Source organism: Haloterrigena salina JCM 13891 (assembly GCF_000337495.1).
In the GTDB taxonomy this organism is placed as follows: domain Archaea; phylum Halobacteriota; class Halobacteria; order Halobacteriales; family Natrialbaceae; genus Haloterrigena; species Haloterrigena salina.
The window spans coordinates 1-22,038 of sequence record NZ_AOIS01000012.1; the positions used below are offsets into that span (position 1 = coordinate 1).

Annotated in this window: 20 protein-coding genes, 1 tRNA gene and 1 pseudogene; 6 read left to right on the forward strand and 16 right to left on the reverse strand. The window is 64.5% G+C overall.

From position 1 onward, the window contains the following. The 6 genes and pseudogenes from C477_RS02760 to C477_RS02785 all read right to left on the reverse strand — a co-directional run. A pseudogene (locus tag C477_RS02760) lies at window positions 1-215 on the reverse strand (hypothetical protein); the annotation flags it as partial. 524 nt (window positions 216-739) lie between these two features. Then, window positions 740-1,000 carry a hypothetical protein gene (locus C477_RS02765; protein ID WP_008892904.1) on the reverse strand — a complete coding sequence of 87 codons (261 nt, stop codon included), beginning with the start codon at window positions 998-1,000 and terminating at the stop codon, window positions 740-742. Beyond that, window positions 967-1,749 carry a hypothetical protein gene (locus C477_RS02770; protein WP_008892905.1) on the reverse strand — a complete coding sequence of 261 codons (783 nt, stop codon included), beginning with the start codon at window positions 1,747-1,749 and terminating at the stop codon, window positions 967-969. Before C477_RS02770 ends, C477_RS02765 begins: the two co-directional genes overlap by 34 nt. Next, window positions 1,733-2,863 carry a hypothetical protein gene (locus C477_RS02775; protein ID WP_008892906.1) on the reverse strand — a complete coding sequence of 377 codons (1,131 nt, stop codon included), beginning with the start codon at window positions 2,861-2,863 and terminating at the stop codon, window positions 1,733-1,735. Before C477_RS02775 ends, C477_RS02770 begins: the two co-directional genes overlap by 17 nt. Further along, entirely contained in the window at window positions 2,847-3,074 is a 228-nt protein-coding gene (locus C477_RS02780) for a hypothetical protein (protein WP_008892907.1), read from the reverse strand. Before C477_RS02780 ends, C477_RS02775 begins: the two co-directional genes overlap by 17 nt. Before the next feature lie 212 nt (window positions 3,075-3,286). Beyond that, window positions 3,287-3,359 (reverse strand) — tRNA-Pro (locus C477_RS02785). An 85-nt stretch (window positions 3,360-3,444) separates the two neighbouring features. Between C477_RS02785 and C477_RS02790 the strand changes: the two genes are divergently transcribed. Further along, window positions 3,445-3,699 (forward strand): hypothetical protein, encoded by a 255-nt coding sequence (locus C477_RS02790; protein WP_008892908.1) that lies wholly within the window; start codon window positions 3,445-3,447, stop codon window positions 3,697-3,699. A 56-nt stretch (window positions 3,700-3,755) separates the two neighbouring features. Here C477_RS02790 and C477_RS02795 read toward each other — a convergent pair whose 3' ends face one another. Both C477_RS02795 and C477_RS02800 read right to left on the reverse strand, forming a co-directional pair. Next, the gene (locus C477_RS02795; protein ID WP_008892909.1) at window positions 3,756-4,460 is read right to left on the reverse strand and encodes a DUF7504 family protein; all 705 of its coding nucleotides are present in this window, start codon (window positions 4,458-4,460) and stop codon (window positions 3,756-3,758) included. Between the two features lie 148 nt (window positions 4,461-4,608). Continuing rightward, window positions 4,609-6,675 (reverse strand): DEAD/DEAH box helicase, encoded by a 2,067-nt coding sequence (locus C477_RS02800; protein ID WP_008892910.1) that lies wholly within the window; start codon window positions 6,673-6,675, stop codon window positions 4,609-4,611. Between the two features lie 205 nt (window positions 6,676-6,880). On the opposite strand from C477_RS02800, the gene C477_RS02805 reads away from it, so the two are divergent. Further along, entirely contained in the window at window positions 6,881-9,214 is a 2,334-nt protein-coding gene (locus C477_RS02805) for a methyl-accepting chemotaxis protein (RefSeq protein WP_049914181.1), read from the forward strand. 101 nt (window positions 9,215-9,315) lie between these two features. Here C477_RS02805 and C477_RS02810 read toward each other — a convergent pair whose 3' ends face one another. The 8 genes from C477_RS02810 to C477_RS02845 form a co-directional block, all read right to left on the reverse strand. After that, window positions 9,316-10,548: an ABC transporter substrate-binding protein gene (locus C477_RS02810; protein WP_008892912.1), complete on the reverse strand. Its 1,233-nt coding sequence runs from the start codon at window positions 10,546-10,548 to the stop codon at window positions 9,316-9,318. 67 nt (window positions 10,549-10,615) lie between these two features. Then, window positions 10,616-11,725, reverse strand: coding sequence for an ABC transporter substrate-binding protein (locus C477_RS02815; RefSeq protein WP_008892913.1), 1,110 nt, complete (start codon window positions 11,723-11,725; stop codon window positions 10,616-10,618). A gap of 87 nt (window positions 11,726-11,812) precedes the next feature. Then, on the reverse strand, window positions 11,813-12,919 hold the full coding sequence (locus C477_RS02820) for an ABC transporter substrate-binding protein (RefSeq protein ID WP_008892914.1): 1,107 nt from the start codon (window positions 12,917-12,919) through the stop codon (window positions 11,813-11,815). Between the two features lie 42 nt (window positions 12,920-12,961). Beyond that, the gene (locus tag C477_RS02825) at window positions 12,962-13,813 is read right to left on the reverse strand and encodes an ABC transporter ATP-binding protein (protein WP_008892915.1); all 852 of its coding nucleotides are present in this window, start codon (window positions 13,811-13,813) and stop codon (window positions 12,962-12,964) included. Then, window positions 13,813-14,922, reverse strand: a complete 1,110-nt coding sequence (locus tag C477_RS02830) for a FecCD family ABC transporter permease (protein ID WP_008892916.1) — start codon at window positions 14,920-14,922, stop codon at window positions 13,813-13,815. Before C477_RS02830 ends, C477_RS02825 begins: the two co-directional genes overlap by 1 nt. An 86-nt stretch (window positions 14,923-15,008) precedes the next feature. Continuing rightward, the gene (locus tag C477_RS02835; RefSeq protein ID WP_008892917.1) at window positions 15,009-15,374 is read right to left on the reverse strand and encodes a cupin domain-containing protein; all 366 of its coding nucleotides are present in this window, start codon (window positions 15,372-15,374) and stop codon (window positions 15,009-15,011) included. Window positions 15,375-15,697: 323 nt separating this feature from the next. Then, window positions 15,698-15,892 (reverse strand): cold-shock protein, encoded by a 195-nt coding sequence (locus C477_RS02840; protein WP_007259363.1) that lies wholly within the window; start codon window positions 15,890-15,892, stop codon window positions 15,698-15,700. 111 nt (window positions 15,893-16,003) lie between these two features. Beyond that, complete coding sequence (locus tag C477_RS02845) at window positions 16,004-16,222, reverse strand: hypothetical protein (RefSeq protein WP_008892918.1); 219 nt, start codon at window positions 16,220-16,222, stop codon at window positions 16,004-16,006. A gap of 239 nt (window positions 16,223-16,461) precedes the next feature. On the opposite strand from C477_RS02845, the gene C477_RS02850 reads away from it, so the two are divergent. The 4 genes from C477_RS02850 to C477_RS02865 all read left to right on the forward strand — a co-directional run bounded on the left by C477_RS02850 (window position 16,462) and on the right by C477_RS02865 (window position 21,933). Then, on the forward strand, window positions 16,462-16,926 hold the full coding sequence (locus tag C477_RS02850) for an Lrp/AsnC family transcriptional regulator (protein WP_008892919.1): 465 nt from the start codon (window positions 16,462-16,464) through the stop codon (window positions 16,924-16,926). A 302-nt stretch (window positions 16,927-17,228) separates the two neighbouring features. Continuing rightward, on the forward strand, window positions 17,229-18,728 hold the full coding sequence (locus C477_RS02855) for a proton-conducting transporter transmembrane domain-containing protein (RefSeq protein ID WP_008892920.1): 1,500 nt from the start codon (window positions 17,229-17,231) through the stop codon (window positions 18,726-18,728). After that, window positions 18,718-21,231, forward strand: coding sequence for a DUF2309 domain-containing protein (locus C477_RS02860; protein ID WP_008892921.1), 2,514 nt, complete (start codon window positions 18,718-18,720; stop codon window positions 21,229-21,231). Before C477_RS02855 ends, C477_RS02860 begins: the two co-directional genes overlap by 11 nt. Window positions 21,232-21,276: 45 nt before the next feature. Then, window positions 21,277-21,933, forward strand: a complete 657-nt coding sequence (locus C477_RS02865) for a trimeric intracellular cation channel family protein (protein WP_008892922.1) — start codon at window positions 21,277-21,279, stop codon at window positions 21,931-21,933. Window positions 21,934-22,038 lie beyond the last annotated feature (105 nt).

The following is a 22,038-nucleotide window of genomic DNA, read 5'->3' on the forward strand; positions in this document are numbered from 1 at the left end:
TCGTAGCGCAACTGCGTCAGCCCCAGTCCGAGCCAGCCGTCGGGCTCCCCACAGAGCAGTTCGTGATCGATGTCGTAGGCGTCGAGGAGCTCCCCCGTAACCCCCTTCTCGCGGCCGAACACGTGGACGTCGTGACCCGCAGCCTCGAGGTCGCGGACGACGTGCTTGAAGAGGTGAACGTTCGCCGCGTGCTGGATGGTGATGATGATATCCATCTGTCTCGGTATCGAAGCGACTCGTTCCGAGTGTATTATTACACATGTCTTAGAGGAGAATTACACGGCCTTAGCGGAGATATATACCTCTGTCTAGAGATTTCATCGGGGAAACGGTCGCTCGTGAGTGAAATGATGGGCACAAAATAGTTTCATGAGAGACAAGTGTCCCGATACGACATCGAGAGGGGGGACAGTAGCAACCGGGATTCGATCGCGATCTCGCGGTCGGCTTCCGACCGACCGTCGGACCGAAGGTTGAGGACGACCTCATGAAGATGGACGCCAGCGAGACGATGTCGATCGGCTCCACGTACTGTCCTTATCGAAGTATTCCCCTGATGAGAATGGGCGGGTTGTATCACTGACCAGGACACCAGTAAGACCACGCTCAAAGCGTCGCCATAGTTGCCGCTCAGTCGGGTCCAATAGGGAAACATGACTGGTCTCCGGTACCGTGTTCAGTTGCAGAGGTTCATACTTGGATGGGCGTCTAAGCCGACCACAGACCGTACAGCGTCGAACTACGGTGTCCCGCGGACCGTCTGGATGGTATAATTGTCGTCAATAACGACCGTCACGCGATCGGCCAGATAGTCCTCGCCGTAGTCGTCAAAACGCGGTGGTTCATAGAGTGCTGTTGCACTCTGTCGCCCATTCCCTCCCGGTTCACTTTCCTGGAGTGATTCCCAGACGGCTTGTGCCAGCGCCGGGGCGAGTGCATGGGAATCGTCGTTTTTGAGATACCACATCATGCCCGTCTCCTCCTCGAGCGCTTCGTCCATTTCTCGCCGACCGCTTCGAGGTCGGAGAAGCCTTCTTCAAACGGGGTAGTCAAATCAACGAACTCCTCGAACGTCGTCCTGGTGGCGTTTACAGCCTTCAGATAAGTCGTAATTCCCCGGCGGATCTCGTCTTGAGTCAGATCAACAGCGAAGTCCGGCTGTTCGTCAAGGATGACGTTGCAACCCTCAACCAGCGACGGAACGCGGGCGAAAGCGTGCGTTGCATGGATTACATCGACCGAAGCGTGGCCGTCGTCATTGCGCGGGATGCCGTCCCACTGGACCATTGCCGGGCACTCTGTATCGTCGTGCTCACACGGCAGCGTCGCGTTCTGGTCGTTGTTCTCGGCGAGGTACTGGTGCGCAACAGAGAACGGTATCCCCTTCCCATCACACATTACATCAAGCCACTCTCGAGCAGGCATTCCGTTGATCGTGATAACAATGTCCGGGTCCTCGCCGTCCGGGTTCGGATCATGGTCTCCCGCAGCGACCGGACAACGCTCTTTTCGACCCTTCAACACTCGATATGAGACGTTTGCCTTACTCAAGTCGGCCGCTGCCGCGTCGCGGGCCTTGCGCGTCTTATGGAGATGGACAACGGGTTGCTCACCCGTCGTATCAGGATGGTTAAGCCACGGCGTCGTGGCCGTGGTGTAGGACTTCCCAACCGACGTCGGGGCGTCAATCACGGATGCCGATCGGGAACGGACGGTACGGAGGATTTCATCCTCAAGCTGGTCGCACACCTTCGACGTACTTGGCCATTCGTAGCCAGGTGACTGTACGTATCGCTTCCGTTCCCCCGTGTCTAAGGCACCTAATCGCTTGAGAGAGACATTGAAACAGGTTCCGCGTCCTCTCCGCATCGAACTCGGGGATCGGTGCACCGGCGTCACGCGCGGCGTCTACGGCTTCCCACCAATCCGAACCGGACAGGGGATCCCATGGGTTGTTGATAATACCTTGTTCGGCAGCGAATAGACTCAATACGCCGAAGGCTTCCCCCTCTCGGAAGTCATGGAAGGCACCTTCGCCGTTGTAGTGCAAGCTCTTACCACTCTCTGAACGCCGGTAACTCGGATCCCGCGTCGTCCATCCGGTCGAATCCGTGCCAGTCTGTGTGGTCGAGAGCGACATGTCACGGGGCTCAATCCGGTCCACGGCCAAGAGGATATTCCGGACGTCAGATGCCCTCTCGTCGCCGTCTCTCGCCTCCGCTTCGTATCCTTCCCGTTCCGGGCGGTCCCGGTCGGTATCGTGCTCAATCTCTGGTTCATCCTCGTAGCCGTTGGCCTTGAGGATGGTTTCCAGAACGTCTGCGTCCCACTCTTTTGTCTCGAGCGGCGTCCCTGGAACGTGCTTTCCCGTGGTGACGTTGACGTGTTTATTGGCGTAAATCTCTATAACCGGCACGTCCTCGTTAGCGGCCCATGGCTCCGTGGCGATCTCGAAGGAAACTTGCCCCTTATCTTCAATCAGAATCTCACCGATATATTGTCCGTGGGCGCTACTCGCCGACGTTGAAATGTCGGTGTAAGTCATACCCAACCGGGTGAGAATGGCGATAAACGCCGGATGTGCTTCGCCTGTTTCAGGACAGACAACGCCGTCGCCGTCTAGGAACGCATACGGGTCGTCTTCTTGCTGGATGAACGTCCGACCCGTGGTTTCGCCACGGTATTTCGGATCCTCAAGAAACATATCCAACTGCTCGCCCGTGACGTAGTACTCTTCATAACTCCACTTCCAACGGGCGTTGCAATCGCACACGTCTGCCGTAGTGTGGCCGTCTTTCGAACACTCAGCGGGCGCGTCAGGATCAGCCCACGGTGAGATGGGCATCTTATCCCGTGCGCCCATCCATTGTCTCGTTGTAAGTCGTCGTGTAGTAGACGCCGTTCTCAGGGTTCTGGAAGTCCGCGTCCGCAATTGGACCGACGAACTTAGATGCAGTCTCAGTATACCTTTCGGACTGCTCGCCGGAGGATTGATCTTCCCCAGTCGCAGCGGCTAGGTGCTCATCACAGAGGGGAATTTTGTCCGTTGGATCAACGGCCTCGGCCGTACACATCGTGCACTGCCGGTTTCGAGGGGCCGTCATGGCTGGCACCTCCCATCCTCAAGCGCGGGGCAGAACTGATCATCAGTTACGATGTAGCATCCACAGAATTCGCAGACAGGGGGCTCGAGTTCGACGACACGACTCACTGCCACCACCCCTGATTAACCGGACGTAAAAATGTTGGAGACGCAACCGTTCTACCGAAAACCGCCGTAAGAGGATGGGATCGCCCGGATTTGAACCGGGGTCACGGGCACCCAAGGCCCGAAGTATACCAAGCTAACCCACGATCCCGTACTCCCCCCTAAAAGGTGCACATCATAAAGGGTTTCGTTACCGGCCGAACGGTTTTGGCGGTCGACGTGATACCGCCGCATACATGACAGGTCTCGAGATCCTCGTCCTGATTGCGGTCCTCGTGGGCGTGCTGGTCGCCGCAGTTCTCGTCCGCGCGCTCGCCCCCTTCATCGTTAACGCGGTCGCGGGACTCCTCGTATTGTTCCTCAGCCACGTCGTCTTCGGCCTCTCGATCGCCGTCACGCCCGTCGTGCTCGTGATCGTCGGCCTCGGCGGGATCCTCGGCGCGGCCGTCGTACTCCTGTTCGCGCTGTTCGGTGTCGCCTTCGTTCCGTAGTCGCTATCGCCACCCCTGGCGACCCCCCGGTCGCCAGCCCCGGTCCCGACCGACCGTCACTTCCCCAGCAGCCGCGCGATATCCTCGTCGGTCGCTTCGGTCGACGGCTCGACGGCGAACTCGAACTCGCCGTCGGGTTCGTCGGCCCCGTCGGTCCACGCCGCCAGCAGATCGGCGACCTCCTCGTCGGTCGCTTCCGGCAGCGATTCCTCGCTGCCCTCCTCGGCGACGATCGCGTCGAAGATCTCCCCGAACGTCGAGACGACGCGATCCTCGTGGCGCGTCGGATCGAAGTGAAAGTGCGCGTACGCGTCGACGCTCGAGAGCCGATTGGTCAACACGTGCGCGAACTGGAAGACGTCCTTCGGCGGCGTCGAGCGGAGCAAGGCGTCCAGCGAATCGAAACAGACCGTGAGTTGTTCGTCGGACCAGTATTTACAGAACCGACTGACGGCGACACCGATGGCGGAGAGGTCGGTCGGATCGCGAACCGTGTCGACGACGACGCGCTCCTCGAAGTCGCGGGCCGACTCGGCGGTGTCCTCGATCAGGACGTCTCCGACCGTCAGGAGGCCGATCTTCCCGGTCACCGCGTCCGGATCCGGTCGATCCGGTCGGTTATCCGCGAACGAAACCCTGAGATCTGCCGTCGCGCCGGTGTCGTGACAGAGATCCGGACAGACGGCTGGCTCGCACTGTTTCTCGTGAACGAGCAAGACGTTCGCCGGCGGATCGATCGCGGAAGGGGTTGCTGGCTCCATTGGTCTCTCCGGGCTGGTCCCCGGCGCTACTCGTATCTCGGACGACGCACTCTTTACCGTTCCGGCCGCTGATAGGTTCGGCAAAAGGGTTCCGGCCGATACGTGTGGAGTTGAAGTTCGGACCGACTCAAGGGCGACGACGGGACGACTACAGGTCGTCCTCGCGCAACTCGAGGTCGGCGATCAGTTCGTAGGGGTGGGCGTCCTTCCGGATGCCGTCCAGCAGGGCGAAGGCCTCGCCGGGATCGAGGAAGTGCTGGGTGACCACCTGCCCCAGCGGCGTGGGTTCGAAGCCGTCGATGAAGTCGTACTCGAGGAGTTTGCCGATGGCGTGTTTGGTGGGGACGTCGCCGAGCATGCGGTCGTTGAGCGACTTGGCGGCCTTGCCGCCGACGGTGACGTTCGCCAGCGTCTCCTCGACGGCGGCGGCCTCGTCGTAGTGGGTCATCACCGACTCCATATCGCCCTTGAGGAGCTTGAACGCGACCTCGTCCTCGGTCATCTCCATCGAGTTGTGGTAGGAGCAGTCGGGTTCGACCAGCACGTACACCGTCCCTTTGTCGTGGTAGTCGGGTCGGCCGGCGCGGCCGAGCATCTGGTGGAACTCCTGGACGGAGAGCCACTCGATCCCCATCGCCAGCGAGTCGAAGACCACCTGCGAGGCCGGGAAGTCGACCCCCGCTGCGAGCGCGGCAGTCGTCACGACCGCCGATAGCTCCTGCTCGCCGAACTGGCGTTCGACCTTCTTCCGTCGCTTGTAGTCCAGCCCGGCGTGGTAGGGGGCGGCCGAGTAGTCCAGTTTCCGGCTGATCTCGTGACACCGCCGGCGGGAGTTCGTGAAGATGATCGTCTGCCCTCGATACCCCTTCGAGGACTCCGTGTCGAACTCCCGTTTGACCAGCTTGTTCTCGATGCGGACCTTCTCCTGTCCGTCGGCGAAGGTGACGTGGCGCTCGATCGGGACCGGACGCTCCTCGAACTCGATGAGTTTCGACTCGAGGGCCGTCGCGAGCTGTTCGGGGTTACCGACGGTCGCCGAGAGGTAGACCCACTGGGCGCCGCCGTAGTCGTCCCGTCGCTTCGCACGCTGCTCGCAGGTGTACTTGAGCCGCGAGATCAGGCCGTCCAGCCGGTGGCCCCGTTCCTCCTCCTTCAAGGTGTGGACCTCGTCGATGACGACGGTCCCGATGTCGCCCATGTCCTTGCCCGTCCGCAGGGCGTGGTCGATCCCCTCGTAGGTGCCGACGATGACGTCGGCGTTCGGGTCGAACTGGTTGCCGTTGTCCGAAATGCGACTCGCGCCGACCCGAATGGAGACGTCGACGAGGTGGCCGTACTCGTCCTGAAAGTCCTCGTACTTCTGGTTCGCGAGCGCGACGAGGGGCACGAGAAAGAGCATCTTCCCCTCGCCGTTTAACACGCGGTCGATCCCGGTCATCTCGCCGACCAGCGTCTTCCCGGTCGCCGTCGCCGAGACGACCATCTGGTCGTCGCCGTCGAACAGGCCGTGGTCGACGGCGAGGCTCTGGACCGGCAGCAGCGTCTCGAACCGGTCCTCGAGCAGGTTCTGCAGCCCCGGATGCAGGTTCAGCGAGTCCACCCGGACGGGGTCGACCTCGTCGGTCGTCGCCGAGATGGTATCGAACTTCGTCAGGTCGGGATCTAACTGTCCCTGCAGCAGGTTGACGATCCGCTCTAAGTCCTGGACCTCGAGCATGAGGTCCTCGAGGCGGTCCTTCGCGGCGGCCGTCACCTCGCCGCTGCCCGAGTAGGTGAGCTGGCGCTCGAGTTCCTGGCGGGCGCAATCGCGGCAGATCCAATCGTTGTCGTCTTTGACGGCGGTCTCGGTCGTGATCGGCGAGTACCGCCCCGCGGAGGCGCAGTAGCGACAGGTCCGGACGGCCTTGGTCTTGTCCTCGAGCTGGTAGCCCTCGAGCATCTCCCGCAGTTCGCGGCGCTTCTCGGGGGCGGTCTGCTCGGAGATGCGGATCCGCCCGGCGCGGCGAGCGAGTTCGACGAACTCGTCGGGCTGGCGGGGCTCCTCGCTCGAGCCCTGCTTCAGCCGGAACTTCGCGGGTCGGGGGCCCGCCGACGTCTCGGAGAGTCCGAGCTTCGCCCGGAACAGTCGCTTTCCGTCGCGTTCGACGACGACGAGGTAATCGTCGCCAGTCGCGTGACAAAAGATCGTTTCGACCTCCTGGACCTGCTTCGACACGAGTGGCCGTACGGCGGGACGGTATTTCAGCGGTTCGGACTGCACCGAACTCGAGCGCGAGCCGTGAGAGTGACCCCCACTGTCGGTTTCACTGTGCCCCGGCGGACGGCGACGACGTATTCGTTCGTACCGCCGACGAGCGGACTATAGCCGCATATATCACTAATAGTGAATTACACGTAGGAATGATTGAGTTCCCAATTCGATGGATTTGAATCCGTTACGGGGAGTTCCGGGCGTTCGAAGCAGCTACGCACTCCGGTTCGGTGCCGCGCTCTTCGTGGTGTTGCTCGTCGTGGGGGTGTTCGGCGGCGTCATCTACGCACACACAGGCTCCGAACTCGAGGACGACGTCGAGTCGCGGCTGGTCAACAACGCCGAGAGCGACGCCGAGCGGCTCGACGGCTGGTTGGAATCGTCCGAGCGGAATCTGGCATCGCTCACTCGATCGCTCGAGTTTCGAAACGACGACCGCGTTTCGATCTCCGACTCGTTACACCGGCTGAACGAACGCCCCGGTTTCGAGGGGGCGTACTACGTCGACGCCGGGAACGGGACCGTCGACGTCGAGGCCGGAACGGACGCCGTCGTCGAGGACGGTCGCCTCGGCGAGGCGGCCGACGAACGGCTCTCGAACGCGATCGAGGCGGAGGGGCGAGTCACGTTCACCGAGACGTTCGAGACCGCGGACGGACGGCCGGCGATGCTCGCGGTCAGCACCGTCCCCGGCGACTCGGACCACGTCGTCGTCGGCCTCGTCGACCTCGAGTCGCTGTCTCGAGCGGTGATCACCGACGACGGTACGAAAGACGCGGTCGTCGTCGACGGCTCGGGGACCGTCGTGCTCGCCGAGGACCGCTCGCTGCTCCTTCGCGACGACGTCCTCGAGGCGAGCGCGGTCGGCGGCGGCGCCGGAACGACGTCGATCGAGTCCGACGCGGACGGCGAGACCGTCGTCGGCTACGCGCCGATCGAGAACGGAAACGGGGAGTGGACGATGACGACCCGCGTCCCCGCCGCCCAGGCCTACTCGCTGCAGTCGGACGTCTCGCTGCAGATCCTCGCCATGCTGGGCGTCGTCTTCGCGAGCATCGTGGTGCTCGGCGCGACCGTCGGCCGAAACACCGCCCGATCGCTGCGGGACCTCTCCGAGCGAGCGGCGGCCATCGAGGACGGGAACCTCGAGGAGTCGGTCGAGTCCGACCGGCGCGACGAACTCGGCGAGTTACACCGGTCGATCGACCGCATGCGACGGTCGCTCCGCGAGCGCCTCGAGGAGACCGAAGCGGCCCGCGCCGAGGCCGAGCGGGCGCGGACCGAGTCCGAACGGTTCTCCCGGCACCTCGAGCGGACGGCCGACGAGTACGGCGAGACGATGCGGGCCTGCGCCGACAGTAACCTCACGCGCCGACTCGAACCCGACGACGAGAGCGAGGCCATGGAGACGGTCGCCCGGGAATTCAACGGGATGATGGACGACATCGAGGCGACGGTCGCCGCGACGCGGGCGTTCGCCGACGCGGTCGACCGGGGCGCCGAGTCGACGGCCGAGGGCGTCACCGAGGTACGGTCGGCCTCCGAGCAGGTGACGACGTCGGTCCAGGAGATCGCCGACGGCGCCGAACGCCAGAGCACGCAGCTCGCGGCGATCGCCGACGAAGTCGACGAGCTCTCGACGACGACCGAGGAGATCGCCGCGACCTCCTCGCAGGTGGCCACGCTCGCGGAACGGACCGCCGCCACGAGCACGGACGCCCGCGAATCGGCGCGCCGGGCGATCGACGGGATGAACGCCATCGAAGCGGAGGCCGACGAGGCCGTCGCAGAGGTCGACCGACTCGAGGACGAACTCGAGGCGATCGACGACCTGCTGGCGTTCATCGGCGACGTGACCCGGGAGACGAACATGCTCGCGCTCAACGCCTCGATCGAGGCGGCGCGCTCGCGCTCCGACGACGCGGAGTTCATCGCGGTCGCGGACCAGGTCAAGTCCCTCGCCGAGGACACCCAGGAGGCGGCGACGGACATCGAAGCCCGCCTCGAGCGGGTCAACGAGCAGGCGAGCCGAGTAGCGGCCGTCGTCCGCGAGACCGACGAGCGGATCGCGGACCACCGCAGCGCGGTCGAAACGTCGGTCGCGGCCCTCGAGGAAATCTCCGAGTTCGCCGACGAGACCAACGACGGGATTCAGGAAATCTCGGCGGCGACCCAGCAACAGGCCGCCGCGACGCAGGAAGTCGTCTCCATGACCGACGACGTGACGGCGATCGGCGAAGAGACCAGCGCCGAGGCGGAGACGGTCGCCGCGGCCGCGGAGGAACAGACCTCGTCGCTCGTCACGGTCTCTCACACCGCGACGTCGCTGTCCGAGCGCGCACGGGAGCTCTCCGACGCGCTCTCGACCTTCGAGGTGACGGACGAACCGGACGCGGACGCGGCGCTCAAGGGCGATCCGGCGCTCGAGGCCGCCGATGACGACGCGACGGGCGACCACGGGGATGACGGCGACCGGACGTTCACGTGGGACGGACAGGAGTGAGCGCGGGACACATTACAGTCGCTTCTCGCTGCGCCGGAGATTGCGACCGAAAACGCGTTCGAGCCCTCGAGGGGCGACCTCGACTGGGACACAGCGGTCGGTTAGAAGTCGCCGTTGACGATATCGCTGACGGCCTGCGGGTCGTACAGTTGTTCGTCGATGTCGTAGAGCCGTTCGGCCATTCGCTGGGTGACGACGAGGTTGATGATCGGCCCCTGATGGAGCGGCCCGGCCCGATAGACGTTGCCGTTCTGGACGGCCGTCAGTTCCTGCCCGACGCTGTGGCTTTGCATCGGCTCGACGCGGCGCTCCTGGAACGCCGACTCGGTGAGGTACTGCTCGCTGCGAAGCAGGATGTACTCCGGATCGACCTCGAGGAGCGTCTCGTAATCGATCTGTCCGTAGTGGGAGACCTCGTGGGACGCGAGCGCGTCCTCGACCTCGAGGTCCCGCAGGTGTTTGAAACTCGTCCCCCCGTCGATGTGAGAGGGCAAAAACGATTCCTCATCCTGCGGCCACAGAACGGCAACCTCGGGTCGGACGTTCGCGGGGACGGTGTCCGAGAGGATCGACTGAAACTCGTCGTGTAGCGACGCGAACGCTTCGTAATGCTCGCGCTCCTGAAAGACCTCGGCAAGTTTCTCGAAGGCCTCGTACAGCGTGAGGTAGTCGTAGTCGTCGTGCCACCTGTAGTCCTGGGAGACGATGCTGTTCCCGAAAAAAGGCGTCCCTGTCGATTCGACCTGCGCGATATCGTCAGCAGTCAAGTCGCCACGATTCTTGAGAAGTTCCGGATCCATGGCGAAGAACTCCACCGCCTCGGCAACTTGCAGGAACTTCTCGACGGCCAGTCCGTACTCCCAGAGCGAGTGGATCCCGTCCGGATCGACGCTCACGTCGGGAATGGCGTCGTAATACGCCGTGTGATACCGCCACGCGAGATAGAGGGCCTCCGGCGGCTCCTGCCCGAGCGCGACCCCCATATCGACCCAGCTCCCGTTGTTCGCGGCCCACGTCTCGGGGACCGACTCGAACTCGACTTCACCGACCGGCGGCATCGAGACCGTGTACGACCCGTCGTCCGACGGCTCCTCGTCGTCCTCGTCGGTGTCGGTAGTCTCGTCGGTAGCGTCAGTATCGTCGGTCCCGTCGGTCCCGTTGCTACCGGCGGTGTTCGCATCGGTTACGTTGTCGCCAGTGTCGCCGTCGTCGTCGGCCTCGCCGTTGCCGCCGTCCCCGTCGCTGCCGAGACAGCCTACCGTCGCAGCGCCGACGATAGCGACGCCACTCGTTCGGAGAACATCGCGTCGCCCCCACCGTCGTTTACCGGCCATTGCCGGATAATATATTAATGCTAACAAATTAGTTTTGATACGTATCCGAACTGACCGAGTGGACCGCTCAGAAGTCGCCGTTGACGATGTCGCTGACGGCCTGCGGGTCGAACAGGTCGTCCTCGACGCCGTAGAGCTGCTCGGCCAACCGCTGAGTGGCGACGAGGTTGATGATCGGGCCCTGATAGAACGGGACGGTCTTGTAGATGTTGCCGTTCTGGGCGGCTGTCAGTTCCCGCCCGACGTTGTGGCCTTGGATCGGTTCGACGATGCTCTGCTGGAATTCCTCCTCGGAGAGGTATTGCTCGGTGCGAACCAGGATGTACTCCGGATCGACTTCGAGGAGCGTCTCGTAGTCGACCGATCCGCGGCCGCTGTGGAAGTCCTCGACGTCAGAGGTCGCGAGTGCGTCCTCGACCTGGAGGTCCTGCAGGTGTTTGTAAGTCGTCGACTCGTCGACGAGGTAGGGGAGGAACGAGTCATCCTCCAACTGCGGGTACAGGACGGCGACCTCGGGTTGGTCGCCCGAGGAAACGACGTTCTCGAGTTCCGACTGGAAGTCCTCGTGTAGCGTCTCGAACTCGTCGTAGCGTTCCTGTTCCTGGAAGACTTCGGCGAGTTTCTCGAAGGCCTCGTACATCGTGAGGTAGTCGTAGTCCTGGTGCCACGGGTAGTCCCGGGAGGTGATCGAGTTCCCGAAGAACGGCGTCCCCGTCGATTCGACCTGGTCGATGTCGTCGGGGCTCCAGTCGGCCCGCCCCTCGAGGAAGTTCGGGTCCATGACGAAGAGATCCACGTCCTCGGCGAGTTCCATGACCTCCTCGCGGGTTAACTCGCTGTCGTCCCAGAGCGAGTCGATCTCGTCCGGGTCGACGCTCACGTCGGGAATCTCGTCGTAATAGCCCGTGTGGAGGCGCCGGGCGAGATAGAGGGCCGCCGGCGGCTCCTGGCCAAGTGCGATCCCCATGTCGGCCCAATCCCCGGTGCCGGCGGCCCACGCCTCGGGGACGCCGTCGAATTCGACCTCGCCGACCGGCGGCATCGAAACCGTGTATTCGGCGTCGTCGTCGTCGTTGGACCCGAGGGAGTCGATGCAGCCGGCCATCGCACTCACGCCGGCGATCGCTCCACTCGTTCGAAGGACGTTGCGTCTCGTCCACGTGGACTCGTCGGTCATCAACCTTTAGGTTAGCCTAAACCATCAAAAGTGTTCCGAACTAATACGGCCAGAACTGGGCTCGACGCACGGTACGGGGCCGTCGAGTTATGTATTACCAGCGACAATATCGGATACGGCTTGTCGGTCGAACAGGTCCTCGTCACCGAACGTGTCCGGGAAGAGTCCCTGTGTTACTCGCTCGAGTTGAAACAGGTGGATGATCGGCCCTTGGTAGGTCATGCCCGCGTAGACGACGCGGTCGTTTCGCACGGCCTCGAGTTCGCTCGCGACGTCGTGATCGCGGAGGAAGGAGACGATCCCGTTCTCGAAGTCCTCCTCGGTGACCTGACCCTGTTGCCGGACGGCGATCACGTCGGGATCGATCTCGAGCAGTGTCTCGTAGTCGACCGTGCCGCCGCCGGCCTGTGCATCCTCGATGTCGTTGGCACCCAGCGCGTCGCGGACGCCGAGATCCGTCCAGTGTTTCGACTGCGTCCCCTCGTCAATGAGGTACGGGTAGAACTCCTCGGGTTCCTCCGAAGCGGGAACCAGCACCGCGACCGACGGACTCTCCTCCGGCCGCCGCGACTCGAGGTCGGCGATCACCTCGTCGTGCAGCGTCGCGAAGGCCTCGTAGCGCTCGCGTTCCTGGAACAGTTCGGCGACTTTCTCGAAGGCCTCGTACAGCGTGTAGCGATCGTAGTCGTGCCAGTCGTAACTGGCCGAGAAGATCGTGTTCCCGATGAAGGGCGCGACGGTGTCGGCGATCTCGTCGACCTCGTCCCGACTCCAGCCGAGCCGGTTGATCATGAAGTTGGGATCGATGAGGTGGACGTCAGCGTCGAGTTCGTAGAAGACCTCCTGTCCGGTGGCGCCGTCCCAGAGTTCCGTGAGGTTGCTCGCGTCGACCGAGACGCCCGGGAGTTCGTCGTAGTAGTGGGTGCCGTACAGGTGAGCTTGGCCGATGCCGACCAGCCCGTCCCCCTGACCGAGCGCGACGCCCATGTCGGCGTAATCGGCCGTGTACGGGAGCCACGTCTCGGGAACGCCGTCGAACTCGACCTCGCCGACCGGTTCCATCGTCACCGAGTAGGTGCTCCCCTCGTTCGACGACCCGGACTCGCCGAGGCAGCCGGCGCCGATGCCGAGACCGGCGAGCGCTCCGGTCGTCTTCACCACGGTCCGTCTCGTCGTTCCGTCGTCGGTTGCCATTATGCTTTAGGCTGGCCTAAAACGGTATAGCTTTTCCGACTGTTAGCGCTCGGGTAGCGCTCGACGGGGCAACACCTGCAGTTCGGGCTCGTGTTGAACGGTCGCCTCGACGCCGAAGACGTCGGCCAGCAGCTGCTCGGTCACGACTTCCTCCGGCGGCCCCCAGTCGTACAGTTCCCCGTCGTGCATCGCCACCAGATAGTCCGCAAAGCGGGCCGCTTGGGCGATGTCGTGGAGGATGACGGCCACGGTGACCCCCTTCTCCTCGTTCAACTGGCGGATCGTCTCGAGGACGCGGAACTGGTGGTGGACGTCGAGGAACGTCGTCGGTTCGTCGAGCAGGAGGACGTCCGTATCCTGGGCCAACACCATCGCGATCCAGGCCAGTTGCTTCTGGCCGCCGCTCAGTTGGCCAAGTTCGGCGTCCCGGAGGTCCTCGATCCCCGCCAACTCGAGGGCGCGTTCGACGGCCGCGTGGTCTTCCTCGCTGACGCTGTCGAAGAAACCGCGGTGCGGGTAGCGGCCGTGGTAGATCAGATCCTCGACGGTGATCGAACCCAGCGAGTCGTTCTCCTGGGAGAGGACGCCCAGTTCGCGGGCCAGTTCCTTCCGGTCGAACGTGTCGAGTTCCTTGCCGTGGATTCGGACCGTCCCCCGTTCGGGCTCGAGGTGGTTCGAGAGCGACTTCAGCAGCGTACTCTTCCCGCTGCCGTTTGGCCCGACGAGTGCGGTTACGGCGTTTTGGGGAATGTCCAGTCGGGCGCACTCGACGATCGTCTCCTCGGTCGTCGGGTAGCTCAACGAGAGGTCCTCGCCGACCAGCGCGCTCTCGACCGCGACGCCGTCACTGTCGGTGATCCGTTCTTGGGTCATCTGCGTCTTGTTCTGTGCCATTATAGTTCACCCATGGATTGCTGCTTGCGCATCAAATAGAGGAAGTAGGGGCCGCCGACCAGCCCGGTCACGACGCCGACGGGCATCTGCATTCCGCCCAGCGCGAGGCGGGCGCCGACGTCGGCGGTGACCATCAGCGCCGGACCGGCGAACAGGCAGCCGACCATCAGCTGTCGGTAGTCGCCGCCGACGACGTTCCGGACGATGTGCGGGACGACGAGGCCGAAGAAGCTGACGATGCCCGCGACGGCGATCGCGACGCTCGCCGCGAGAATGGCGATCCCCGAGAGGAAAAAGCGGACGCGCTCGACGCGCATCCCCAGCGACTTGGCGGTGGTCTCGCCGAGCAACAGGACGTTCAACTGTCGCGAACTGGCGAGCGCGATGGCGATCGCAGCGATGCCCGGAATGAGGGCGATCCGGACCTCTCCCCAACCCGTGCCGGTGAACGAGCCCGTGAGCCAGGCGATCGCCGTCTGGGCGACGCCGAGGTCGTCCACGAAGAAGAACAGCCCCTGCTGGAGCGACTGGAAGACCATGTTGACGATCACGCCCGCGAGCACGAGGCGAACGGGGCTGGTCCCGCCCTTCCAGGCGATCCCGTAGACGACCAGGAAGGCGACGGTCCCGCCGAGCGCGGCGATCAGCGGGAGGTACGGCGCGAGCCCGGTGAAGACGACGAGCGTCGCCAGCACCGCGAACCCGGCGCCGGAGCTAACCCCGAGCACGAAGGGGCTGGCGAGCTCGTTTCGCGTCACTGCCTGGAAGATCGCCCCGGAGATCGCCAGCGTCGCGCCGGCGATAATCGCGACGAAGACGCGAGGGAGCCGGAGGTTCCACACCACGACGCTGTCCGTGCTCATCTCGGGGAGCTCGGTGCCGAAGAGAAACGAGGACCAGGCCTCGAGGTTGAAAAGCACCGTGGGCTCGAACACGGCTGACCACGCCTCCACGAACGTCATCGAGTACTCTCCGAACGTCACCTGTACGAGTCCGGCGACGACCGTGATGATCGTACTCGCCAAACAGAAGAGCACGAGCGTCCCGGTAACCCAACCCTCCCGGTCCCGAGTCGCCGCGTGCTCGCCGACCGACTGCGCTTCTACCATCGGGTTTTAGGTTATCCTAAAAGACGTTTAGTACTTGTGGTTGCCGACCGAGGCGGGACGGCCCTTCCGTCCGCCTCCCGTGACGGTCACTCGAGCAGTTCGATCTCGTCGTCGCCGTTCGGGACGGCACAGATGAACGCGCCGGGTTCGTCGCTCTCGTTGCGGTACCAGTGGACCGTCCCCGCGGGGATGAGCAGCGAATCGCCGGCTTCGACCGCGTACTCCTCGTCTCCGATGCCTACGGTGTACTCGCCCTCGAGGACGTACTGTTCGTGTTCGACGTCGTTGGTGTGTTTCGGCACCTCGGCGCCGGGTTCGAGGACGAACCGGCGGATCGCGAAGTGGGGCGCGCCGTGGTCGTCGCCGACGAGGACGCCCTTCTCGAGGCCGTCGGCCGCGTCGACCGACTCGTACTCGATCTCGTCGCGACGCCGAATCAGCGGGTCGGACATACCTCGACTCGGCGCCGAACCCACAAAACGATCCGGGTCGATCGCTACAGCGCGCCGCGCAGTCGTGCGAGGAGATACTAGACGCCGCCGAGGGTCCCGAGGACGAGCGCGAGGTGGAAGAGGATGATCGAGCGTTCGGGAACGCCGATTGCAGGGGCGAACATGGGTGTCGACTACGATCTCGGGCAAACTTATAACTATCCCAACACGTATGCGCCGATACCGCTCCGCCGGGATTTCGATTATACCGCAGCTGACGACGGCGCCGCCGCTGGCCGGTGTAAAATACAGTTCTGAAGTGCCGATACCTCCGCGAATTCGCCTTACAGGCGCTCGACGTTCGTCGCGCGCGGGCCCTTGGGGGCCTGCTCGATGTCGAACTCGAGCTCCTGTCCTTCTTCGAGGTCCGGGCCGCCGATGTCTTCCATGTGGAAGAAGACGTCCTCGTCCGCGTCCTCAGTTTCGATGAATCCGTAGCCGCCAGTGTCGTTGAAGAAATCAACGGTTCCTTTCGCCATTGCTTCTGAAGAGAACGCCGCGACACTGATAAAGCCTGCGGCTCGACTCAGCTCTCGATATCGAGGGTATGGCGGGCCATCGCCCCCGTTTCGTCGAAAATCGTCGTTCGGTCACCGTTCGTCGCGGTCCTCGAGTCGATGGACCGTCACCGAGACGAAGAAAATCAGGATGAACAGGAAGAAGCCGACGACGAGTCCGCCGAGTTCGATCGCACCGATGTCGCCGGGGCTGACGACCGCCAGGACGACCAGTCCGCCGAGGAAGACGAGAACCGTGAACAGCCCGACGGCGTAGTAAAACCCCGTATCGGACTCGAGGAACCGTCGCATGCGAGGGGAATGCGCGTGCGAATAGCAAAACGGTACCGACGGCGACGATCTCGCCTCCCGAGAACGGTAGCGGCGAGTTCCACAGCGATAGCGGGAGTGCGATGACAGCGGTCGTGAGTGCCGACAACGACGGTAGCAAGCCTCCTCGAGCGCACGGCGCGGCGAGTCGACGTACGAACGGCGATCCTTGCGTTTTGTCAACAGAAGTTCCTTATAGCCGTCGCGGACAAACGGACCGTATGACGGACTACGATCTCGACGCGGTCGATCGGGAGATTCTCTACGCGCTCCAGGAGGAAGCCCGGAACCTCTCGTCGAGTGAGATCGCCGAGCGGACCGACGCGTCCTCGAGCACCGTTCGCAAACGCATCCAGCGGTTGGAGTCGGAGGGCGTCATCAAGGGCTACAGCGCCAACATCGACTACACGAAGTCGGGGTATCCGATCCGGATGCTCCTCTACTGCACGGCGTCGATTCCGGAGCGAGGCGACTACATCGACGATCTACTGGACATTTCCGGCGTCGTCTCGGTACAGGAGTTAGTCACGGGCGAGCAGAACCTGCTCGTGACGGCCGTCGTCAAGAACGACCGAGAGATCACGCCGATCGCACAGGAGATCTCGGACATGGGGCTGACGATCACCGACGAAGTGCTCGTGCGGAGCCACCAGTCGACGTCGTTCGACGAATTCTCCTCCCAGTAACGCGACGAACGGACTCCGTTTCCGGACGGACACCGCGCCGTTTCGCCCGTTCTCGTCCCGTTCGATGCGATTCTCACGAGCGTCGACTGAGACGTTCTCTGACTGAGACATTCGCGATGAGTGCCGTGTTTATCACGATCGTCCGCTATAGAGCGAGGGGCGAACGTTTTGTTCGAACCAAAGACTATAATAACCAGTCTGTTCGTATATTGGGTGAAGACGACCGGCGGTGCAAGTGTTGCCGGGACCGGTTCGGCGCGACCCGGCCGCGATCCCGCGCTGGTCGAGCGCGAAATCGAAGCATGACCGACGAAAGTGCACCCACATCCGACGACGCCGTCGCACAACTCTCCGAACCGACGCCATCGACCTCGCTCGTTCCGCGAGCGGCGACGCGGACGGTTTGGACGCTGTTCGCCCTCAGCGTCGGGGTACTCGCGCTGGCGGCCCGGAACGGAGCCGGCTGGGAGTTTGCAGGCGCGCTGCGCGTCGACGGGCTGACCGCGGTGATGTGGGTCGTAGTCACCTTCTTCAGCGGGATCGTCCACAGCTACTCCCGGCGCTACATGGCCGGAGATCGTCACATCGATCGGTTCTACTATCGCGTTCTCGGGTTCACGCTCGTCGTCATGACGCTGACCGCGGCGAACCACGTCGCGCTGTTCGCGGCGGCGTGGCTGGCGATGGGGCTGCTCATGGCGTCGCTCATCGGTCACGTTCGCGAGTGGGAGCAGGCCCGAGCCGCGGCCGCCCTCGCTCGTCGGTACTTCCTCGCCAGCAGCGGCCTGCTGGCCGCCTCGCTGGCCCTCCTCGCCTGGGCGACGGGCGCGACCACCCTCACCGGCATCTTCGGCGCCCTCGAGGGCGTCTCGCGAACGGTCGGCCTCGTCGCCGCCGGTGGGATCGTCCTCGCAGCGGTTATCCAGTCCGCCCTGTTCCCCTTCCACAACTGGCTGCTATCGTCGATGACGGCGCCGACGCCGGCGTCGGCCCTGATGCACGCCGGGTTCGTCAACGCGGGCGGGCTCCTGTTGACCAGGTTCGCTCCGGTGGTCGCCGACCACCTCGCCGTCATGTCGTTCGTCGTCCTGCTCGGCGCCGTCAGCGCCCTCCTCGGACAGGCGATGATCCTCGTCCAGACGGACGTCAAACGCAAGCTCGGCTGCTCGACCATCGCGCAGATGGGCTTTATGATACTGCAGTGCGGCCTCGGCTTCTTCGCCGCGGCGATCGCCCACCTCGTCCTCCACGGCTTCTACAAGGCGTACCTCTTCCTCTCGTCGGGCGCCGCCGTCGAGCAAGCGGTGCCGAAAGACGGGAAACAAACCCACCTCGGCTTCTCCGGGATCGCCGTCAGTCTGTTGACCGCCGTCGGCGGCGGCGTCCTGTTCGGCGTGCTGACCGGGAAGGCGACGAGCCTCGAGTTGAACAGCGGGACCATCCTGACGCTGGTCGTGGTCCTGACGACGCTGACCGCGGCACGGGACATCCTCCGGCGCTCGACCCTGCCGGCGTCGGTCAGGTTCGTCAGCGCCCCGCTGGTCGTCCTGACCGCGATCAGCGGCTACGCCATCGCGTTCAACGCCGTCTCGACGATGCTGTCGGGCGTGCCGATGACCCACGTCTCGACGGAGATGACGATCGCCCACTACCTCGTCGTCGCCCTGTTCGTCGGCGCCTATCTCGTGGCCGAACTCGGCTGGTACCGCTCGAGCAAGCGCCTCTACGTCTCGCTTTTGAACCTCTCCCAACCCGATCCGAACACCGTGCTCACCGACAAGGAGGACTACAATGACGCGTAAGGAAATCGACGACCGTCGTCGCATCGAGGAGCGTATCGACCGCGCGGCCGAGCGCATCGGCTCCGTTTGGCCGCTGCACTCGTTTGTCACGGCCAACCCCCTCTCGGGGTTCGAGGACGAGCCGTTCCATCAAGCCGTCGCCGAGGGCGAACGCCTGTTCGGCGGCCGCGGCTACCCGCATCCGTCGGTCTTCCGCCAGGCGTGGGAGACCGGCCGGATCGATCCCGACGCGCTTCAGGCGGAACTCGACGCCCGCGGCATCGACCGGGAGCCCGAGACGCTCTTGGACGAGATGGCCGAAGCCGAGGCGGAACGCGGCTCCGAGACCGACGACGCGATTGCGGCCGTCGACCGCGTGCTGACGAAGTGGCTCGCGGCCTTCCTCGATCAGGGGCAGTCGAAGTGGCCGATGCCCGATCGCGAGGCGGGGTTCTACGCCGCGTGGCGCGAGATGGCTCCCCACGACGGGGACGTGCCCGGCTGTGACGACCCCGAGGACCTTCCCGAGACGGCGACCGAGGCCCTCGAGGCGGTGCTGGGCGACTTCCCCGAAGGACGCTGGGAGGACGTCCTCGAGCACCACCTCGCCGCGCTCCCGGGCTGGAGCGGGTTCATCAAGCAGCGGACCGACGCCGACGCCAACGCCTGGCAGGAGCAGTACCCGATCACGCTGCCGGAGTATCTGGCGGTGCGGCTGACGCTGGCCGACCTGCTGGACGCGCCGATCGACCCCAATGCGGGCGACGACGGCGACGAGGCGACGACCGTCGCCAGTGCGAACGACGCGAGCGACGCGGACGACGAGATCCCTCTGCCCGAGATCTGGCTGACCGCGTGGGAGCGCAGCTACCGCGAGCGCCTCCTCAAGGGGATCGACGACTCGGTGACGGACCCGTCCGAGGCCGACGACGGGGAACGACCGGCCGCACAGCTCGTGTTCTGCATCGACACCCGCTCGGAGGTGATCCGCCGCCACATCGAGGCCCAGGGTCCCTACGAGACCCACGGCTACGCGGGCTTCTTCGGGGTTCCGATGCGCCATCGAGAGTACGACTCGTACGCCGAGAGCGACGCCTGCCCGCCGATCGTCGACCCGCAACACCGCGTCGTCGACCGTCCCGGGGAGGAAGCCGAGGCGGCGACGGCCCGCGACCGCTGGACCGGTGTGGCGAACGCGGCACGCAAACACTTCACGACGCTCAAGAACAACGCCGTCGCCGCATTCACGTTCGTCGAGGGCGCCGGCAGCGCCTACGGCTCGGCGATGGCCGCGCGGACGCTGTCGCCCTCGGCGATCGCGAAACTCGAGCGCGCCGTCGAGGAGCGCGTGCCGAGCTACCACGAGGCCGCCGCCCCGGCCGTCGACTACGACGCGTACGCCGACCACGGCCACGCCGACCACGCCCTCCCGCAGGGGATGACCCTCGAGGAGAAGGTCGAGTACGCCGCGACGGCCTTCGAACTCATGGGGTGGACGGCGTTCGCTCGCCTGGTCGTCTTCGCGGGCCACGCCAGCGAGACGACGAACAACCCCTTCGCCTCGAGTCTCGACTGCGGGGCCTGTGCGGGGAACCCGGGCGGCCCGAACGCCCGCGTGCTCGCCGAGATCTGCAACGACGAGGACGTGCAGGCTGAGCTTCGCGAGCGCGGGATCGACGTCCCCGAGGACACCGTCTTCCTCGCGGGCGAGCACAACACGACGACCGACGAGATCGAACTGTTCGACGACGCGGTGCCCGAGAGCCACAGCGAGGATCTCACGTCCCTGCGCGCGGACCTCGAGCGCGCCCGCGCCGGGGCCGCAGCAGAGCGCACCGACGACGCGACCGGCGGCGATCCGGACGCCGGCGTCGCGTCGGTCGAACGCAAGGCGGCCGACTGGGCCGAGGCACGTCCCGAGTGGGGGCTGGCCGGCAACGCCTCGTTCGTCATCGGTCCCCGCGAACTAACCGAAGACCGGAACCTCGACGGGCGCGCGTTCCTCCACTCCTACGACTGGACGACCGATCCGGACGGTGACGCCCTCGAGGCGATCTTCACCGGGCCGCTGGTCGTCACTCAGTGGATCAACAACCAGTACTACTTCGCGACCGTCGACAACGCGGTCTACGGCAGCGGCTCGAAGATCACCCAGAACCCGATCGGCAACGTCGGCGTTCTGCAGGGCAACGGCGGGGACCTGATGACCGGCCTGCCGCTCCAGTCGCTGAAGGTCGACGACGACCGGCCGTACCACCAGCCGCTGCGGTTGACGGCCGTGATCCACGCGCCGGTCGATCGCGTGACCGAGATCCTCCGCGAACACGAGGACGTGCGCACGCTGCTCGACAACGGCTGGATCGGCGACCTGACGGTCGTCGACCCCGAGCAGGACAACGCCGTCTTCCAGTACGCCGGCGACCTCGAGTGGGCGGCAGAGACCGACCTCGAGGTCGAACCCGAGGCGACGGCGAAACCGGAGACCGAGCCCGCGCCGACCCCGCAGACGGCGGACGACGACTGAGGAGTCTCGGAGCACTCAAGACACCCGTTCTACTAGGGAGGGGCAATGGGGCAGAGTCTCCTCGCGGCGTTGTTCGGCGATCCGTTCGCGATGATGAACACGATCGGGTTAATCGCGTTCGCCCTCGTCGGCTCATCGAAGGCGATTCGGGAAGAGTTCGACTTGCTCGGGATCACCATCGTCGGGTTGGCGATGGCGTTCGCCGGCGGGGCGACGCGCGACGTCCTCGTGACGCGGGTTCCGTTAGCGCTTCAGTCCCCGATCGAAATTGGTCTGGGACTGCTCGGCGTCGGGTTAGCAATCGCGCTGAGCGTCGTCCTCACGGCTCCGGATACGCATCCGACCACGCTGGTCGCGGACGCGATCGGACTCGCCGCGTTTACCACGACCGGCGCGATCGTCGCCACCGAAGCGGGCGTGTCGGTGTTCGGCGTCGTCGGTATCGCGACGATCAACGCGGTGGGAGGCGGTGTGTTCGCCGATATCCTCCTGGATCGCGCTCCGTTCATCCTGTTCGACGATTTCTACGCGAGCTGTGCGGTACTGGGCGGGAGCGCGTACGTTATCGCGGCGGTCGCCGGCGTCTCCGGGAACACCGCCGCCGGAATCTGTGCGGGCGTGACCGTGGTAACGCGGTTAGCCGCAGTCACGTACGATTGGACGCTGCCGACGATACAGGGCTTAGGGTTAGTCGAACAGTGACCCAGTCGAACGGGTGAGAAACGCAGTACGGGAGAGGGGGTCTCGAGCGGCAAATTTGAGAAAAACAGTTCTCCCTCGGGTAGCTCTCGAGACCGGCCCCGCGTT

Excerpts from the sequence above, each read along its gene's own strand:
- C477_RS02845 (WP_008892918.1), bottom strand. The coding sequence starts at position 16,222 with ATGCGACGGTTCCTCGAGTCCGATACGGGGTTTTACTACGCCGTCGGG.
- C477_RS02815 (WP_008892913.1), bottom strand. The coding sequence starts at position 11,725 with ATGACCGACGAGTCCACGTGGACGAGACGCAACGTCCTTCGAACGAGT.
- C477_RS02765 (WP_008892904.1), bottom strand. The coding sequence starts at position 1,000 with ATGGACGAAGCGCTCGAGGAGGAGACGGGCATGATGTGGTATCTCAAA.
- C477_RS02855 (WP_008892920.1), top strand. The coding sequence starts at position 17,229 with ATGACCGACGAAAGTGCACCCACATCCGACGACGCCGTCGCACAACTC.
- C477_RS02805 (WP_049914181.1), top strand. The coding sequence starts at position 6,881 with ATGGATTTGAATCCGTTACGGGGAGTTCCGGGCGTTCGAAGCAGCTAC.
- C477_RS02795 (WP_008892909.1), bottom strand. The coding sequence starts at position 4,460 with ATGGAGCCAGCAACCCCTTCCGCGATCGATCCGCCGGCGAACGTCTTG.
- C477_RS02790 (WP_008892908.1), top strand. The coding sequence starts at position 3,445 with ATGACAGGTCTCGAGATCCTCGTCCTGATTGCGGTCCTCGTGGGCGTG.
- C477_RS02820 (WP_008892914.1), bottom strand. The coding sequence starts at position 12,919 with ATGGCAACCGACGACGGAACGACGAGACGGACCGTGGTGAAGACGACC.
- C477_RS02865 (WP_008892922.1), top strand. The coding sequence starts at position 21,277 with ATGGGGCAGAGTCTCCTCGCGGCGTTGTTCGGCGATCCGTTCGCGATG.
- C477_RS02810 (WP_008892912.1), bottom strand. The coding sequence starts at position 10,548 with ATGGCCGGTAAACGACGGTGGGGGCGACGCGATGTTCTCCGAACGAGT.
- C477_RS02830 (WP_008892916.1), bottom strand. The coding sequence starts at position 14,922 with ATGGTAGAAGCGCAGTCGGTCGGCGAGCACGCGGCGACTCGGGACCGG.
- C477_RS02825 (WP_008892915.1), bottom strand. The coding sequence starts at position 13,813 with ATGGCACAGAACAAGACGCAGATGACCCAAGAACGGATCACCGACAGT.
- C477_RS02850 (WP_008892919.1), top strand. The coding sequence starts at position 16,462 with ATGACGGACTACGATCTCGACGCGGTCGATCGGGAGATTCTCTACGCG.
- C477_RS02775 (WP_008892906.1), bottom strand. The coding sequence starts at position 2,863 with ATGGGCGCACGGGATAAGATGCCCATCTCACCGTGGGCTGATCCTGAC.
- C477_RS02840 (WP_007259363.1), bottom strand. The coding sequence starts at position 15,892 with ATGGCGAAAGGAACCGTTGATTTCTTCAACGACACTGGCGGCTACGGA.
- C477_RS02860 (WP_008892921.1), top strand. The coding sequence starts at position 18,718 with ATGACGCGTAAGGAAATCGACGACCGTCGTCGCATCGAGGAGCGTATC.
- C477_RS02835 (WP_008892917.1), bottom strand. The coding sequence starts at position 15,374 with ATGTCCGACCCGCTGATTCGGCGTCGCGACGAGATCGAGTACGAGTCG.
- C477_RS02780 (WP_008892907.1), bottom strand. The coding sequence starts at position 3,074 with ATGTGTACGGCCGAGGCCGTTGATCCAACGGACAAAATTCCCCTCTGT.